Here is a 16,502-nt window from a genome sequence, read left to right on the forward strand (position 1 = left end):
GCGGGTGTGGTCTGCTTCTGGTCGGCCACGTGGCTCAAGCACAAGCTCGGCTACGACGATTCGCTCGACGCGTTCGGCGTGCACTGCGTGGGCGGGATCATCGGTGCGCTGCTGACCGGCGTGTTTGCGGTCAAGGACATCGGCGGCGCGGACGGCAGCGTGATCCTGCAGGCGAAGGGCGTGCTGACGACGCTGATCTACAGCGGCGTGGTGAGCTTCGTGCTGCTGAAGATCATCGACATGGTGATGGGCATCCGCGTGAGCGAAGAGCAGGAGCGCGAAGGCCTCGACGTGAGCCTGCATGGCGAGAAAGTCGAATAACGGAAAAGCCGCCGGGTTCGCCGGCCCTCGCTTGCGGGCCAGCCGGACCGGGAAAAAGTTAAGCAAGCGCAGCAACTTCGCCCGCCTTCATGGCGGGCTTTTTTCTTGCTGACCCGATTGCGAACGGTAATTTCCCGCGCCTATCATCGTGATAGGGAGAATGCATTCGAGTCTGCTTGCGAATGGAGAAACCGTCCCCAAATGGACAAGGCATAGCTCTACAATCTTTTTTCTCCAGTCTGCGAGTGATCAATGGTTCCGCACCTAGTTACGGCGTTAAACGGCCCGCTGCTCGACCTCGAGCGGAAGATCCTCGACGCCACGCCCGCAATCGAACGCTGGTTCCGGCTCGAATGGCAGGAGCACACGCCGCCGTTCTATTGTTCCGTCGATCTGCGTAACGCAGGCTTCAAGCTCGCGCCGGTCGACACCAATCTGTTTCCCGGCGCATTCAACAATCTGCCGCAGGAAGTGCTGCCGCTCGCGGTGCAGGCCGCGATGGCCTCGATCGAAAAGATCTGCCCGGACGCGAAGAATCTGCTGGTGATTCCGGAGCGCCACACGCGCAACGCGTTCTACCTCGAAAACGTCGCCCGGCTCGCGTCGATCATGCGCCCGGCGGGTCTGAACGTACGCTTCGGCACGCTCGACGAAACCATCAACGGCCCGGTCACGATCGCGCTGTCCGACGGCCAGAAGCTCGTGCTCGAACCGCTCGAGCGCTCGCAGCGGCGGCTTGGTCTGAAGAACTTCGACCCGTGCTCGATCCTGCTGAACAACGACCTGTCCGGCGGCATTCCGCCCGTGCTCGAAAATCTGCACGAGCAATATCTGCTGCCGCCGCTGCATGCGGGCTGGGCGGTGCGTCGCAAGTCGACGCATTTCTCGTGCTACGACGACGTCGCGAAGAAGTTCTCGAAGATGGTCGAGATCGATCCGTGGATGATCAACCCGTACTTCGCGCACGTCGAGGGCGTCGACTTCCAGGAACGCACCGGCGAGGAAGCGCTGGCGGACGCGATCGACGGCGTGCTGAAGAAGATCGCGCGCAAGTATCGTGAGTACGGCATCTCCGAAAAGCCGTATGTCGTGATCAAGTCCGATGCGGGCACCTATGGCATGGGCGTGATGACCGTGCACGACGCGTCGGAAGTCGCCGCGCTGACGAAGCGCGAACGCACGCGCATGGCGGCGACCAAAGACGGCCTCGAAGTGCGCGACGTGATCGTGCAGGAAGGCGTGTACACGTTCGAGCGCATCGGCGAGGAAGTCGCCGAGCCGGTCGTCTACATGATCGACCGCTATGTGGTGGGCGGCTTCTATCGCGTGCACGGCAGCCGTGAGCGTGACCAGAACCTGAACGCGCCGGGCATGCATTTCGTGCCGCTCGGTTTCGAACATACGGCGCTGCCCGATGCGCACGCGAAGCCCGGCGCGGCGCCGCCGAACCGCTTCTATATGTACGGCGTCGTGGCGCGGCTCGGATTGCTGGCCGCCTCGGTTGAGCTCGAAAAGACCGATCCCGAAGCGATCCAGGTCTGAACCACCTCGCGCGGCAGGCTGGCGGCATGCGTGCCGCCAGCGCCGTCTTCAAAGACTATATTGACGAACAATGTCACGCCCTTCGGGGCGCACCGGGACTTTCATGGACATTCTTTTCATCGCCGATCCGCTCAGCCACTTCAAGATCTACAAAGACACGACCTACGCGATGATGGCCGAAGCGGCGCGCCGCGGCCACACGGTGTACACCTGCGAGCCGAAGCATCTGGCCTGGACGGGCGGCGATGTCGAAGCGAACGTGCAGCGCATTGCGATCACTGGCGACACCACCGATCTGCATCGTGACGTCTGGTTCGCCGCCGATGCCGCCGCGCCGCGCTCGCTGAAGAGCTTCGGCGCGATACTGATGCGCAAGGACCCGCCGTTCGACATGGAGTACGTGACGTCGACCTGGCTGCTCGAACTGGCCGAGCGCGGCGGCGCGCGCGTCTTCAACAAGCCGCAGGCGATCCGCGATCATTCGGAAAAGCTCGCGATCGGCGAGTTCGCGCAGTTCGTCGCGCCGACGCTGGTCACGCGCGACCCGGCCCGACTTCGCGCGTTCCATGAACAGCACGGCGACGTGATCCTGAAGCCGCTCGACGGCATGGGCGGCATGGGCGTGTTCCGCGTGAAGGCGGACGGCATGAACCTCGGCTCGATCGTGGAAATGCTGAGCCACGACGGCGCGCGCTCGGTGATGGCGCAGAAATTCATCCCCGAGATCAAGGAGGGTGACAAACGCATCCTGCTGATCGGCGGCGAAGCGGTGCCGTACTCGCTCGCACGCATTCCTCAGGGTAATGAGGTGCGCGGCAATCTGGCGGCGGGCGGATTGGGTGTCGCGCGGCCGCTCAGCGAGCAGGATCGCAAGATCGCCGATACGCTCGCGCCGGTGCTGGCGGCGCGCGGTTTGCTGCTGGTGGGGCTCGATGCGATCGGCGACTGGCTCACCGAAGTGAACGTCACGAGCCCGACGTGTTTCCGCGAGATCATGGACCAGACCGGCTTCGACGTCGCCGCGATGTTCATCGACGCGCTGGAGCGCGCGGTCGGCTGACGCGAGGCCGTCACTCTGCACTCGTGTGGCACGCCGGCGCAGCGGCCTTGATTGCCCGGCTGCGCCCCCAATCTGTGTAGTAAATCCGCATCGGACGCGCCGCAGGAATTGGCGCGAAAATGGGCCTGCTACAATGCCCGCTCTTCCGCGCGAGACGAGATCGGCTGCATGGCTGCCGCCGGCCCGGTTCGCGAATCATGAAGAACGGGCACTGCGCCCGACGATGCATTCCCGCCCTCGCGACCCACGGCCGGCCCGGGGCGATGGCGAACCGGGCTCGAGTCCCGGTCCACGGTTTGAGGCCGGTCTCTTGCAGTAAGGCTGACATGGCAGGCATTCTGATCATTGCGCACGCTCCATTCGCCACCGCGTTGCGCGATTGCATTTCTCACATTTATGGCGGTTTGCCGGCGCGTATCGGCGTGATCGACGTGTCGCCGGATTGCGATCCCGCGCAGGTCGTCGCGTTTGCGCAATCGGAAATCGCGCGGTTGAAGGAAGAGAACGGCGCGCTCGTGCTGACCGACATGTTCGGCGCGACGCCGGCCAACATCGCGGGCCGGCTCGCCAACGTGCCGGACGTGCGCGTGCTGTGCGGCGTCAATCTGCCGATGCTGGTGCGCGCGGTCTGCTATCGCGCGACGCCGCTCGACACGCTCGTCGACAAGGCGCTCGCCGGCGCAACCAAGGGCGTGCATGTGATCGGACCGGCGGTACCGGCAACCGTCACGCCGCCAGCGAGCGCGGACGAGTGCCTGCCGGCGCTGCCGCCCGACGCGGCTCCCGCCGACTGTGTTCCCGCGTTGCCGGCCGATGCCGATCTGACGCAAAAGACGGACGCGCCCGGCCTGTAAATCGGGGCTGGTTCGCAGGCAAGCTTCGAAGATTCAAGTGGTTTCGCAACGGCTTCAATCGGATTGCAGCCGCTTTGCAGTTTCACCATTCACCATTTCATTCACCCGCGCTTCGGACCATCACATGCTGCAACAGGAAACGACAATTGTGAACAAGCTGGGGCTGCACGCGCGCGCGTCGGCCAAGTTGACGCAACTCGCGGGCAACTACCAGGCGGAAATCTGGATGAGCCGCAATGGCCGCCGTATCAACGCGAAGAGCATCATGGGCGTGATGATGCTGGCCGCGGGCATCGGCAGTACCGTGCTGATCGAAACGGAAGGCAGTGACGAACAGGAAGCGATGGACGCGCTGTTGAAACTGATTTCCGATAAATTCGGCGAAGGTCAATAAAGCCGCGCGCTTTGCGTTCGCCAAACCCGAAAATGCCGCGGCTCAGTCCGCGGCTTTTTTTCGCCGCCGACATTTGAATATCATAAGAGCCGGCCTGCTAATCGACATTAAAGGCGTGTTGAAGCGGCGCGAAAGCCATGGGAAGAGTGCGTAAGGCGACATGCGCGTAGGCGACATGCGCGTAGGCGACATGCGTTTTCAATGTTTAAACCATGTATTTTGCGCGACGCGTATAAAGCGTAGCTTCCCCGGCTACCACGACACCTGATTTCGATAATTCGTGCTGCGCTGCACACAGCCCTGACATACTTCAAAAAGGCACGGAATTTATAATGCCCAGTACAGTCTGAGAGCATTGCAGCGGTTTGCCGCGGCATTACACAACTAGAGGAGGTGCGCGTGTCCTTCACGCTGCATGGAATTCCCGTGTCACGCGGTATCGCCATCGGGCGGGCCTATCTGATCGCCCCGGCAGCACTCGACGTAGACCACTATCTGATCGAACCTGCCCAGATCGAAGGGGAGGTCGAGCGCTTTCGCGCGGCACAGCAACGCGTGCATGAAGAACTCAACGCACTGCGTGCCGATCTCGCCGCAGACGTCCCTAGTGAAGTGGGCGCGTTCATCGACGTTCACGCGATGATTCTGAACGACGCGATGCTGGTTCAGGAAACCATCGACCTGATCCGCACGCGCCGCTACAACGTCGAGTGGGCGCTGACCGAACAACTCGAAAGACTCTCCCGCCATTTCGACACGATCGAAGACGAATACCTGCGCGAGCGCAAGGCCGACATCGAGCAGGTCGTCGAGCGTGTGCTGAAGGCGCTCGCGGGGGCGCCGGGCATCGTGGGCAACGTGCATGGCGCGTGCGACGAGATGATCGTGGTCGCGCACGACATCGCGCCGGCCGACATGATGCAGTTCAAGACGCAGACGTTCCAGGGCTTCGTCACCGATCTCGGCGGGCGCACCTCGCATACCGCGATCGTCGCGCGCAGCCTCGGCATTCCGGCCGCGGTCGGCGTGCAGCATGCGAGCGCGCTGATCCGCCAGGACGATCTGATCATCGTCGATGGCGACCACGGCATCGTGATCGTCGATCCCGCGCCGATCGTGCTCGAGGAGTACTCGTACCGGCAAAGCGAGAAGGAGCTCGAGCAGCGCAAGCTGCAACGGCTCAAGTTCTCGCCGACGCAAACGCTGTGCGGCACGCGCATCGAACTGTGCGCGAACATCGAGTTGCCGGACGACGCGCGCGCGGCGATCGAATCGGGCGCGACCGGCGTGGGTCTGTTTCGCACCGAGTTCCTGTTCATGAATCACAAGGACCGGATGCCCGAAGAGGAGGAGCAGTTCAGCGCGTATCGTCGCGCGGTCGAGCTGATGAACGGCTTGCCGGTCACGATCCGCACGATCGACGTCGGCGCCGACAAGCCGCTCGATTCGATGAGCGGCGGCGACGGCTACGAGACCGCCGCGAATCCGGCGCTTGGGCTTCGCGCGATTCGCTGGAGCCTGTCCGAGCCGCAGATGTTTCTCACGCAGTTGCGCGCAATCCTGCGCGCGTCGGCGTTCGGCAAGGTGAAGATCCTGATCCCGATGCTCGCGCACGCGCAGGAAATCGACCAGACGCTCGATCTGATCCGCGAAGCCAAGCGCCAGCTCGACGACGCGGGTATCGCTTACGATCCGAACGTGCAGGTCGGCGCGATGATCGAGATTCCGGCCGCCGCGATCGCGTTGCCGCTGTTTTTGAAGCGGCTCGATTTCCTGTCGATCGGCACCAACGATCTGATTCAGTACACGCTCGCGATCGATCGCGCGGACAACGCGGTCGCGCATCTGTACGACCCGCTGCATCCGGCCGTGCTGCATCTGATCGCGTTCACGCTGCGCGAGGCGAAGCGTGCGGGCGTGCCCGTGTCGGTGTGCGGTGAGATGGCGGGCGATCCGGCGTTGACGCGTCTGTTGCTCGGCATGGGCCTGACCGAGTTTTCGATGCATCCGAGCCAACTGCTCGAGGTCAAGCAGGAGGTGCTGCGCTCGCATCTGAAGACGCTCGAAAAACCCGTGGCCGACGTGCTGGCTTCGTTCGAGCCGGAAGAGGTGCAGGCGGCGCTCAAGCGGGTCGCGCTGGTTTGAATCTGCCGCGCTTCGGCGCGTCTCGTTGGATGAAAAACACCCCAAAGGTTGGATCGGTGTCCAACTTTTGGGGTGCAGTTCACATGTGCGGCGTTTTTTATTTCAGCGTCACTCGGACGGGCAGCGTAGAACCATCCGCCTCAGGACCCGTGCGCGTGGCCGCACACCGGACAATCCGGCTGACGTCCGATGCGCATCGTGTTCCATTCCATCCGCAGCGAATCGAGCATCGTCAGACGGCCCACGAGCGGCGTGCCGATTGCGCCGATCACCTTTAGCGCTTCGGCAGCCTGCATCGAACCGATGATGCCGACCGTCGGCGCGAACACGCCCATCGTCGAGCAAGCGACTTCCTCGAACGGCTGGTCTTCAGGAAACACGCACGCGTAGCAGGGTGATGTTTCGTTGCGGAAATCGAAGGTGCTGATCTGGCCGTCGAAGCGCAGCGCCGCGCCCGACACGAGCGGCACGCGATGCTTGACGCACGCGCGGTTGATCGCGTGACGCGTCGCGAAGTTGTCGGTGCAATCGAGCACGACACTCGCGTGCGGCACCTCGCGATCGAGCCACGCATCGTCGACGCGCTCGGCCACCGCGTTGACGACGACCTCGGGATTGATCTGCGCGAGCATGTCACGCCCGGACTCGACCTTCCTGCGTCCAACCGACGCGCTCACGTGCAGGATCTGCCGCTGCAGATTGGTCAGGTCGACGGTATCGGCATCGACGAGCGTCAGACGGCCGACGCCCGCCGCTGCGAGATACATCGCCGCCGGCGAACCGAGGCCGCCCGCGCCGATGACGATCGCGTGGGCGTCGATAAAACGCTGCTGCGCCTCGATGCCGATTTCGTCCACGAGGATATGGCGGGAGTAGCGAAGGAGTTGATCGTCATTCATGGCGGGCGCGTGGGATGTGTCGCTATGTCGCTGTGTCGCGCAAGGAGAGGCAAGCCGAAGGGCCGCGGCGCGCATTCGTGGCTGTTATTTTAATCGCGCAGGGAGGGTGGCTGTTACCGCTTGCCGTGAGGCGCCACCGGTTGGGCGGCGGCTTCTGCCGAAACTGCTGCGGCGTGTCTTCGCAGACTTATCGTGCTGCGAAGACACGCGCGGGTTCGCTGCTTATTCGCCAGCTTATTTGCCAGCGGGAGCCGATGCCGACACCGGTGCCGATGCACCCGGCACCGGTTGCGTCGGCTTCACCGCGACCGGCGCGGAGGCCGACGTGCCCGGCTTGTTCTGCGCGAGACGGCGTTCCATCAGCGACTTCGATTCCTGAACGGGCTTGCCTTCGAGTTTGTCGACCGCCTGTTGCAGCATGAAGTCGTCGGTCGAACCGAACTCGACCGGCTTGCGTTCGCGCTCCTTCTGGCGCTGTTCCGGCGTCTTCTTGTCGTTCTGCTCTTCGAGCTGACGCAACTGCTCCATGCGCTCCGACTCGCGTTGCTCCGCTTCCTTCTTCTCGTTCGGATCCTGCGTGTTCGCCAGGTGGTTCGAGTAGTCGACTTCGCGGGTCACGAGCGCGTCGTCCGGATCGCCGTCCGCGTATTGATCGACCGGGAGGTCGGGGCGGATGCCCTTGTTCTGGATCGAACGGCCACTCGGCGTGTAGTAATACGCGGTGGTCAGGCGCAGTGCGGTGTCGGCCGTCATTGGGCGCACGGTTTGCACCGAACCCTTGCCGAACGTGGTTTTGCCGAGGATCAGCGCGCGGTGCTGATCCTGCAGCGCGCCCGCGACGATTTCCGACGCCGACGCCGAGTAGGCGTTGGTCAGCACGATCATCGGCACGGTCTTGAAGATGGCCGGGACGTCCTTCAGCGGATCGGTGTCGAACGATTGCAGACGGTAGTTATCGTAGGTGTCGCGATAGATCTGCTTCGAATCCGGAATCTGGCCGTTGGTCGACACCACCACCGAATTCGGCGGCAGGAACGCGCCCGCGACGCCGACCGCGCTTTGCAGCAGACCGCCGCCGTTGTTGCGCAGGTCGAGGATGAGGCCCTTCAGGTTCGGCTCCTGGCGCGCGAGATCCTGCAGCTTGGCTGCGAGGTCGGGCGTGGTGCGTTCCTGGAAGCTGGTGATGCGCACGTACGCGAAGCCCGGTGCAACGATCTTGCCCTTCACCGACTGCACCTTGATGATCGCGCGCGTGACGGTGAGCGGGAACGTGCGGTCGTCGGTTTTGCGGAAGATGGTCAGCGTGACCTTGGTGCCCGGCTCGCCGCGCATCTGCTTGACCGCCTGGTCGAGCGTCATGCCGCGCACGGGCTTGTCGTTGATGCGCGTGATCAGGTCGCCCGGACGGATGCCGGCGCGGAACGCGGGCGTGTCTTCGATTGGCGAAATCACCTTGATCAGGCCGTCTTCCGACGAAATTTCGATGCCGAGGCCCGCGAAGCGGCCCTTGGTCTGTTCCTGCAGTTCTTCGTAATCGGTCTTGTCGAGGTACGACGAGTGCGGGTCGAGGCTCGACACCATCCCCTTGATCGCGGCGGTGAGGAGCTTCTTGTCGTCGACCGGTTCGACGTATTCGTGCTTGATCTGCCCGAACACTTCGGCAAAGAGCCTGAGCTGGTCTAGCGGCAGCGGGGCGACCGCGGCGCTAGCGGGTTGCTGGGCCGAGGCGGAGAATTGCAGGGTGGCAAGGACACCGGTAGCAAGGCCCGCGGCAATCAGGCCGATATTTTTCAGGTTCTTTCGCATAGAGTCTGTTGCGGTCGGAAGCGCGTGGCAGCGTCGATAAAGATTGGACGGACAAGTATAACTGCACACCCGCCTGCTCAGGGCGCGGTGCAGGCAATCGTGCTTCGACCGTACGGGAAGGTCCTGGTTCTTGCGGCCCGGCCCCCGGATGGCGAGCCGTGCGAAATAACACTCGGCGGGTCGGAACCCGGACCAGCCGCGCAAGGCCGCCGGATGCGGTCGCCGCTAGGGCGACCTTTGCGGCGGCACTGACTCCGGCTACCGGGCGCAATACAGTATTTCTTGCCGGCCTGGTTGTCTCTGTGCGGCCCCGCGCGTTTTCGTGGCGTGGGGCCGTTGACGGAAACGCCCGATCAGGCCGCCTTGCCCTGGCTCGCGACCGCGGCTTGCGCCTTCGCGATCGCGTCCTGGTCGCCGAGATAGTAGTGCTTGATCGGCTTCAGGTCTTCGTCGAGTTCGTAGACGAGCGGCACGCCGTTCGGAATGTTGAGGCCGACGATGTCGTCGTCCGAGATGTTGTCTAGGTACTTGACCAGCGCGCGGATCGAGTTGCCGTGTGCGGCAATCAGGATGCTGCGGCCCGACTTGATGGCCGGCGCGATCGACTCGTTCCACAGCGGCAGCACGCGCGCGACCGTGTCTTTCAGGCACTCGGTCAGCGGCAATTGCTCACGCGGCACCTTGGCATAACGCGGATCGGCGTACGGCGCGCGCTCGTCGGTCGGCTCGAGCGCGGGCGGCGGCGTGTCGTAGCTGCGGCGCCAGACCAGCACCTGCTCGTCGCCGAACCTGGCCGCCGTTTCGGCCTTGTTCAGACCCGACAGTGCGCCGTAGTGGCGTTCGTTGAGGCGCCACGAATGCACAACGGGCAGGTACATCAGATCCATCTTGTCCTGCACGTGCCACAACGTGCGGATCGCGCGCTTGAGCACCGACGTGTAGGCGATGTCGAACGTGTAGCCCGATTCCTTGAGCAGCACGCCCGCCTGCTGCGCCTCGAGGTTGCCCTGCTCGGTGAGGTCGACGTCGACCCAGCCGGTGAAGCGGTTTTCCTTGTTCCACGTCGATTCGCCGTGGCGGATGAGAACGAGTTTGTACATAAGATTTGCCGGTCGGTAGTGAGGAAGCGGTCTCGCTCTGTGCGGTGCCTCTGGCGGCGCATCGCCATCGCGTCAAACGGTTATTTTATAATGGTCGGGTTGACCTCTTCGATTTCTCTCTCTTTCCGGCGGATCTTCCGTGAAGTTTTTCACCGAATACACAAACCTTGTCCTGATCGCAATCGTCCTTATCTCTGGTGGGTTGCTGCTGTGGCCGACCATCAGTCGGCGTGGACGTGGCGGCCTGTCGGCCGCTGAAGCCACCCAACTGATCAACCGGCGCAACGCGGCGGTCATCGATCTGCGGCCGTCCGCCGATTACGCCAAGGGGCACCTGCCCTCGGCACGGCATTTCGAATTCGCGGAGTTGCAGGCGAAAGTCGCGCAACTCGCGAAGAACAAGAGCAACCCGGTGCTGCTGGTATGCCAGACCGGCCAGCAGTCGAACAAGGCCGCGCGTATCGTGCAGGAAGCGGGATACGCGGAAGTCCATGTTCTCGAAGGCGGCGTCGACGCCTGGCAGAAAGCCGGTATGCCGGTTGTGAAACAAGGAGCAGCCAAGTGAACAAAGTGATCATGTACAGCACCCAGGTGTGCCCGTATTGCCAGATGGCCGAACGTCTTTTAAAGTCGCGCGGCGTCGAGCAGGTTGAAAAAGTACTGATCGACAAAGACCCGGCCCGTCGTGAGGAGATGATGACCCGGACGGGTCGTCGCACGGTGCCGCAGGTGTTCATCGGCGAGACGCATGTCGGCGGCTATGACGATCTTTCCGCGCTCGATCGCGCGGGCGGTCTGACGCCGCTGCTTGAAGCTGCCTGAGTTAGCAGCCTGAGTTCGCGCGTTTCGCGCCGCGCGAGCGGGCGGACCACTCGATAAGCCGGCGCGTGCGCGCTCCTCGTGGAGCCGGCGAGCCGGCGCAATAATCTGGCGGCCCATGCGTGCATCGGCCGCCGCCACGCATACCTATCAGGAATTACCATCATGTCCGACGAGAATAACCAGCCGTTCTTCAACATCCAGCGCATCTATCTGAAGGACATGTCGCTCGAGCAGCCGAATTCGCCGGCGATCTTCCTCGAGCAGGAAATGCCGTCGGTCGAAGTCGAAGTCGACGTAAAGGCCGAGCGCCTCGCGGAATCCGTGTTCGAAATTCTCGTGACGGGCACGGTCACCGCCAAGGTGTCGGACAAGGTCGCGTTCCTGATCGAAGCGAAACAGGCCGGCATTTTTGATATTCGCAACATTCCTGCCGAGCAGATCGATCCGCTCGTCGGCATCGCCTGCCCGACCATCCTGTTCCCGTACCTGCGCTCGAACATCGCCGACGCAATCACCCGCGCCGGCTTCCCGCCGATCCACCTCGCCGAGATCAACTTCCAGGCGCTGTACGAGCAGCGTCTCGCGCAAATGAGCGCGGCCCAGCAGGGCGACGGCGCGGCGCAAAACGGCGTCACGCATTAAGGCGCCGCGGGTAGTGCCGGCTATGAAGGTCGCCGTTCTCGGCGCTGGCGCCTGGGGCACCGCCCTCGCCGGCCATCTGGCCTTAAGGCACGACACGGTGTTGTGGGCGCGCGAGTCCGCGCTCATTGCCGAGCTTTCCACTTCGCATGAAAACGCCCGCTATCTGGCAGGCGTTGCGTTGCCGAGCGCGCTTCGCTACGAAGCGGATCTCGGCGCGGCGCTCGATCACGCGCTCGCGGACGATGCGCTGTGCGTGATCGCGACGCCGGTGGCTGGCCTGCGCGGTCTGTTGCGCGCGATGCGCGATGCGGGCAAGGTGCCCGCGCATATCGTGTGGCTGTGCAAGGGGTTCGAAGCGGATTCGCAGTTGTTGCCGCACCAGGCGGTCGCGGCTGAATTGCCCGAGCATGCGAGCAACGGCGTGTTGTCCGGACCGAGCTTCGCGCGCGAAGTCGGGCAGGGGCTGCCGGTTGCGTTGACGATTGCGAGCTCGTCGGCGGCGTGCCGCGAACGCACCGTCGCGGCGTTCCATCACGGTGCGATGCGCATTTATACCGGCGACGACGTCGTCGGCGTCGAGGTGGGCGGCGCGGTGAAGAACGTGCTCGCGATCGCGACGGGCATTGCCGATGGCCTCGGCCTCGGTCTCAATGCACGCGCGGCGCTGATCACGCGCGGCCTCGCCGAAATGTCTCGTCTCGGCGTGACGCTCGGTGGGCGCGCAGAAACCTTTACCGGGCTGACCGGTCTCGGCGATCTGATTCTGACCGCCACCGGCGATCTGTCGCGCAACCGCACGGTGGGCCTGCAACTCGCCACGGGGCGCACGCTCGACGACATCCTCGGTGGCCTCGGTCACGTGGCCGAAGGGGTGCGCTGCGCGCAGGCGGTACTCTCGATCGCACGCGCTCACGCGATCGAGATGCCGATTACGCAGGCAGTCTGCGCAGTGCTGTTCGACGGCGTGGCGCCGCGCGATGCAGTCAGCGCGCTGTTGCGACGCGATTCGAAGGCCGAATAACCAGGCTGATAAGCAAGCCCGCTCAAGCCAATCCGAATAAAGTCTTATCCGTCAGCCGTTTAGCGCAAACTCGCGTTGAACGGCTGCCTCCCCTGGCTGTCCACTTCCTTATCGAAGGCTCGGATCTGCGAGGTCCCCATGCCCACCTTCCATCTCGGTCACGGCACCTGCACGCTCGAAGCGCGGGTGGTCGACATTACGACGCTCACCGTCGATGCGATCGTCAATGCCGCAAATACTTCGCTGCTTGGCGGCGGCGGTGTGGATGGCGCGATTCATCGCGCGGCCGGCAAGGAGCTGCTTCGCGAATGCGAGACGCTCGGCGGCTGCGCGACCGGCGACGCCAAAATGACCGCCGGCTATCGGTTGCCCGCGAGGCACGTGATTCATGCGGTCGGTCCAGTGTGGCGCGGCGGCGCGCATGGCGAAGCCGACCTGCTTGCATCGTGCTATCAGCGCTCGCTCGAAGTTGCCCGCGAGACTCAGTGCACGAGCATCGCGTTTCCCGCGATCAGCTGCGGCATCTACCGTTTCCCCGCCGACGACGCGGTGATCATCGCAGTCGCGACCGTGCTCGACACGTTGCCGCGCACACCCCAGATGAAGCACGTGACGTTCGCCTGCTTCGACGACGCGATGTTCGCGCGCTACGAGGCCGAGCTCGAACGCCGTCAGGCGCCGCCCTCGAAACCGGCCTGACGCCAGGCTTCGAACACCACGATCGCCACCGTGTTCGACAGATTCAGACTGCGATTGCCGGGACGCATCGGCAGACGCACGCGCTGCTCGTTCCCGAAGCGTTCGAGCACCGTGTCGGGCAGGCCGCGCGTTTCGGCGCCGAAGACGAACCAGTCGCCCGGTTGAAACGCGTGGTCGTGAAAGCGCCCCGAGCCGCGCGTCGTGAAGGCGAACATGCGCGCCGGGTCAGGCGTTTCTTTCGCGATGAACGCGTCCCAGTCGGCATGCACGTTCATTTCCGCGTACTCGTGATAATCGAGGCCGGCGCGCCGCATCTTGGTGTCGTCGAGTGGGAAGCCGAGCGGCTCGATCAGATGCAGCCGAGCGCCGGTATTCGCGCACAGGCGAATCACGTTGCCGGTGTTCGGCGGAATTTCGGGTTCTACGAGAACGACGTTGAACATAAGGAGACCACGTAAAAGCTAGTTTTTCGGAGTGCGCAGCGCGACGAAGTTCGTGACCCGCCGCGCGCCTGCGGCCTTCAGCGTATGCGCGAGGGCTTCGAGTGTCGCGCCGCTGGTCATCACGTCGTCGACGACGCCGACGTGCAGGCCATGCACCGACCGCGCGACGCGAAACGCGCGGCCGACGTTGTGCCGGCGCGCATCGAGATCGAGGCGCGATTGCGGCGCGGTGTCGAGGGTTCGTTCGAGCAGCGTCGCGTCGCCGCGTACGCCGAGCGCACGGGCGAGCGGCCGCGCGATCTGCCATGCCTGGTTGTAGCCGCGCTCGACCAGACGACGCCCGGCGAGCGGCACCGGCGCAATCACGTCGGGCCGCTCTGCCGCGTCTTGCCAGTTGTCCTCAGCGAGCCGGGCGAGGCGTTGCGCGAAGTCGCGCGCGAGCACCAAGCGGGCGCGGAACTTCAGACCGACCGCCAGCGTATCGAGCGGCGCGCGATAGTCGGCGAGCGCGAAGCTCGCGTCGAACGGCGGCGGCTCGGCCACGCAATCCGCGCAGCGATAGCGCGCCTGGGCGACCCGGCGTGACGCCGGCAACGGCACCGCGCAAACGGTGCAGCGCAGGCGGCTGTCGTTCCAGTAGGCCGCGTCGCAACCGTCGCACAACGTCTTATGCGACAAATTGCCGCATAACGCGCACAGGTTCGGCAGCGCGGCGTGCAGCGCGCGCGGCCATGCCGAATGCAGACCGCGCGCAAAACGCGCCAGCTGATTTCGACACGACGAAGAAAATGACTGGAATCGCACGAGTGAGTGCCGGTGAAAGCCGTTCACGCTGAATGGAGGGGAACGAACGAGTATACTTCGAGCTCACGCCAGCACGACACACATGTCCCCAACATCCGCTCAATCTGGCCGTCCGGCCTACGATTCACGGCGCCTCAGACGAATTTTCGACCGTCGCGCCGCCACTTTCGACGAGGTTGCGTTCCTGCCGCGCGAGATTGCGCAGCGCATGCGCGAGCGTCTCGATTACATCAAGGTGGCGCCCTCCAGCGTGCTCGACGCCGGTTGCGGCGCGGGCGAAGACATCCCCGCATTGCGCGAACGCTTTCCCGAGGCGCCGGTGTTCGGAGCCGATCTGTCGCACGGCATGCTGCGCCGCGCGCTGCGCCACGATGCCGGTGATACGAGCTGGCGGCGCTTTCTTCCCGCCTCGCTCGGCAAGGCGCTCGGCGCGCGTGGCCCGCGCTTCGCACAAGCCGATTTCTCCGCGCTGCCGTTCACGGCCGGCGCATTCGAATTCATCTGGTCGAATCTCGCGCTGCACTGGCACTCGCGGCCCGATCTGGTCTTTCCCGAATGGCAGCGCGTGCTGAAGGTCAACGGCCTGCTGATGTTCAGCACGCTCGGCCCCGATACGCTGAAGGAATTGCGCGGCGCCTACGCCGAGGTCGAGGCCGCGCACGGCGTCGCGTCGCGCAAGCATGTGATCGACTTCGTCGATATGCATGATCTCGGCGACATGCTCGTCGAGGCCGGCTTCGAGATTCCGGTGATGGATCAGGAGACGCTGACGATCACCTACAAGTCGCCCGAGTCGCTGCTCGCGGACGTGCGCCGCTGGGGCGCGTACCCGTTCGAGCGCGGCGCGCATGACGGCGCGCTCGCGCGTCGGTTGCATAAAGCGCTGCTCGCCGCGATCGAAGCGCGCCGGCGCGCCGACGGCACGATCGCGCTGACCTTCGAGGTGATCTACGGACACGCATGGAAAGCCGTGCCGCGTACCACGGCCGAAGGACATGGCATCGTGCGGCTCGAGGACATCGGGCGAGGTCCTGGCAAGCGTGGATAGCAGATTGCCGCGCCGTCATCAACTGCTTGCCGATAGTGCGGTTGACGTGTTGCAAAAGCGGTAAAGAGGACATCTGTTATGCCTGGGATTTGCCCTCCGAAAGAGCCGCAAAATGCCGGGAAAAACGGCGCGAAGGCTTGTCGCGCCTGGCTTGTGGGCCGATCGGGGCTTGCTTGTCGATGCTATGGATCGCGCCTATAATGCGTCAGTTTGTCACCCGAGGTTCCCACATTTGGGGTGGCAAGCCCGAGGCGCAGGGCTGCAAAATGAAATGATGCGGTAGGAATTGGCGGGCTCGCGAGTGGTGCTGTAAGCAGCGGCACGAGCGGTGGCCGCGAGATGCATCCGGAAGTAAAAGATGGCAGGCCGGACGCGACGATTCGCAGGAGGCAGCGATGGGCGCATCAGATCATCTGCTGGCGGATTCAGAGCCGGTCCTCAGGGACTGGACCATGAAGCGCAACTGTTCGATATCGCCGCGGCAGTTCGTCTGTCTGTACGTGTCGCTTGCGTTGTTATCGTTGGCAATTGCATTCATGCTGGTTCTGGTCGGTGCCTGGCTGGTGTTGCCGTTCACCGGAATCGAATTGCTGGCGGTAGGTATCGCGTTTGCAATATATGCGCGTCATGCTGTGGATTACGAGCGCATCCGGTTGTTTCCGAACCGGCTCGTGATCGAGCAGGTCAGCGCCGAGCAGATTACGCAGTTCGAATTCAATCCGCGCTGGGTGCGGATAGAGCCGGGCGCAACGCCGCGCGATCAGATCAAGCTGGTCTCGCGCGGGCAGACGATCATGATCGGGCAACATCTCGCGCAGAATCGGCGCGCGCAGTTCGCAGGCGAACTGCGTATGTGGCTGGCACGTTGTTAGATGGTGCCGGACGCGCGGCGTTCAAGGGGG

The 16,502-nt window shown here is 63.9% G+C and carries 17 protein-coding genes and 1 pseudogene; 13 read left to right on the forward strand and 5 right to left on the reverse strand.

Going from position 1 to position 16,502, the window contains the following annotated elements:
• From EVC45_RS36645 to ptsP, 6 genes and pseudogenes are all read left to right on the forward strand, one after another.
• A pseudogene (locus EVC45_RS36645) lies at positions 1–321 on the forward strand (ammonium transporter); the annotation flags it as partial.
• Between the two features lie 252 nt (positions 322–573).
• Positions 574–1,863 carry a glutamate--cysteine ligase gene (gene gshA / locus EVC45_RS36650; protein ID WP_129963012.1) on the forward strand — a complete coding sequence of 430 codons (1,290 nt, stop codon included), beginning with the start codon at positions 574–576 and terminating at the stop codon, positions 1,861–1,863.
• Between the two features lie 103 nt (positions 1,864–1,966).
• Positions 1,967–2,923 (forward strand): glutathione synthase, encoded by a 957-nt coding sequence (gene gshB / locus EVC45_RS36655; RefSeq protein WP_129963013.1) that lies wholly within the window; start codon positions 1,967–1,969, stop codon positions 2,921–2,923.
• A 326-nt stretch (positions 2,924–3,249) separates the two neighbouring features.
• A complete protein-coding gene (locus EVC45_RS36660; RefSeq protein ID WP_129963014.1) occupies positions 3,250–3,777 on the forward strand; it encodes a PTS sugar transporter subunit IIA in 528 nt (175 codons plus the stop codon).
• A gap of 124 nt (positions 3,778–3,901) precedes the next feature.
• Complete coding sequence (locus EVC45_RS36665; RefSeq protein WP_129963015.1) at positions 3,902–4,171, forward strand: HPr family phosphocarrier protein; 270 nt, start codon at positions 3,902–3,904, stop codon at positions 4,169–4,171.
• A gap of 399 nt (positions 4,172–4,570) precedes the next feature.
• Positions 4,571–6,316 (forward strand): phosphoenolpyruvate--protein phosphotransferase, encoded by a 1,746-nt coding sequence (ptsP, locus tag EVC45_RS36670; RefSeq protein ID WP_129963016.1) that lies wholly within the window; start codon positions 4,571–4,573, stop codon positions 6,314–6,316.
• Positions 6,317–6,456: 140 nt separating this feature from the next.
• Here the strand turns inward: ptsP and EVC45_RS36675 are convergent, their stop codons facing one another.
• The 3 genes from EVC45_RS36675 to gpmA all read right to left on the reverse strand — a co-directional run bounded on the left by EVC45_RS36675 (position 6,457) and on the right by gpmA (position 10,121).
• Positions 6,457–7,215 carry a molybdopterin-synthase adenylyltransferase MoeB gene (locus EVC45_RS36675; protein ID WP_129963017.1) on the reverse strand — a complete coding sequence of 253 codons (759 nt, stop codon included), beginning with the start codon at positions 7,213–7,215 and terminating at the stop codon, positions 6,457–6,459.
• 234 nt (positions 7,216–7,449) lie between these two features.
• Positions 7,450–9,021, reverse strand: coding sequence for a S41 family peptidase (locus EVC45_RS36680; protein ID WP_129963018.1), 1,572 nt, complete (start codon positions 9,019–9,021; stop codon positions 7,450–7,452).
• Positions 9,022–9,374: 353 nt separating this feature from the next.
• Complete coding sequence (gene gpmA, locus EVC45_RS36685) at positions 9,375–10,121, reverse strand: 2,3-diphosphoglycerate-dependent phosphoglycerate mutase (protein ID WP_129963019.1); 747 nt, start codon at positions 10,119–10,121, stop codon at positions 9,375–9,377.
• A 139-nt stretch (positions 10,122–10,260) separates the two neighbouring features.
• Between gpmA and EVC45_RS36690 the strand changes: the two genes are divergently transcribed.
• The 5 genes from EVC45_RS36690 (at position 10,261) to EVC45_RS36710 (ending at position 13,305) form a co-directional block, all read left to right on the forward strand.
• Positions 10,261–10,686, forward strand: a complete 426-nt coding sequence (locus tag EVC45_RS36690) for a rhodanese-like domain-containing protein (protein WP_129963020.1) — start codon at positions 10,261–10,263, stop codon at positions 10,684–10,686.
• Positions 10,683–10,943 carry a glutaredoxin 3 gene (grxC, locus tag EVC45_RS36695; protein WP_062125843.1) on the forward strand — a complete coding sequence of 87 codons (261 nt, stop codon included), beginning with the start codon at positions 10,683–10,685 and terminating at the stop codon, positions 10,941–10,943. Before EVC45_RS36690 ends, grxC begins: the two co-directional genes overlap by 4 nt.
• Before the next feature lie 162 nt (positions 10,944–11,105).
• Positions 11,106–11,585, forward strand: a complete 480-nt coding sequence (gene secB / locus EVC45_RS36700; RefSeq protein ID WP_129963021.1) for a protein-export chaperone SecB — start codon at positions 11,106–11,108, stop codon at positions 11,583–11,585.
• Positions 11,586–11,607: 22 nt separating this feature from the next.
• Entirely contained in the window at positions 11,608–12,606 is a 999-nt protein-coding gene (locus tag EVC45_RS36705; RefSeq protein ID WP_129963022.1) for an NAD(P)H-dependent glycerol-3-phosphate dehydrogenase, read from the forward strand.
• A 138-nt stretch (positions 12,607–12,744) separates the two neighbouring features.
• The gene (locus EVC45_RS36710) at positions 12,745–13,305 is read left to right on the forward strand and encodes an O-acetyl-ADP-ribose deacetylase (RefSeq protein WP_129963023.1); all 561 of its coding nucleotides are present in this window, start codon (positions 12,745–12,747) and stop codon (positions 13,303–13,305) included.
• On the opposite strand, the gene trmL is transcribed toward EVC45_RS36710, so the two are convergent.
• Complete coding sequence (gene trmL, locus EVC45_RS36715; RefSeq protein ID WP_129963024.1) at positions 13,278–13,748, reverse strand: tRNA (uridine(34)/cytosine(34)/5-carboxymethylaminomethyluridine(34)-2'-O)-methyltransferase TrmL; 471 nt, start codon at positions 13,746–13,748, stop codon at positions 13,278–13,280. The genes EVC45_RS36710 and trmL overlap by 28 nt on opposite strands.
• Positions 13,749–13,766: 18 nt before the next feature.
• Entirely contained in the window at positions 13,767–14,552 is a 786-nt protein-coding gene (locus EVC45_RS36720; RefSeq protein WP_129963025.1) for a ComF family protein, read from the reverse strand.
• Positions 14,553–14,634: 82 nt separating this feature from the next.
• Here EVC45_RS36720 and EVC45_RS36725 point away from each other — a divergent pair, with 82 nt between their 5' ends.
• Together EVC45_RS36725 and EVC45_RS36730 are read left to right on the forward strand one after the other, a co-directional pair.
• Positions 14,635–15,600, forward strand: a complete 966-nt coding sequence (locus EVC45_RS36725) for a methyltransferase domain-containing protein (RefSeq protein ID WP_129963026.1) — start codon at positions 14,635–14,637, stop codon at positions 15,598–15,600.
• A 395-nt stretch (positions 15,601–15,995) separates the two neighbouring features.
• A complete protein-coding gene (locus EVC45_RS36730; protein WP_129963027.1) occupies positions 15,996–16,472 on the forward strand; it encodes a DUF2244 domain-containing protein in 477 nt (158 codons plus the stop codon).
• Positions 16,473–16,502 lie beyond the last annotated feature (30 nt).

Source organism: Paraburkholderia sp. UYCP14C, assembly GCF_004197395.1.
Classification (GTDB): Bacteria; Pseudomonadota; Gammaproteobacteria; order Burkholderiales; family Burkholderiaceae; genus Paraburkholderia.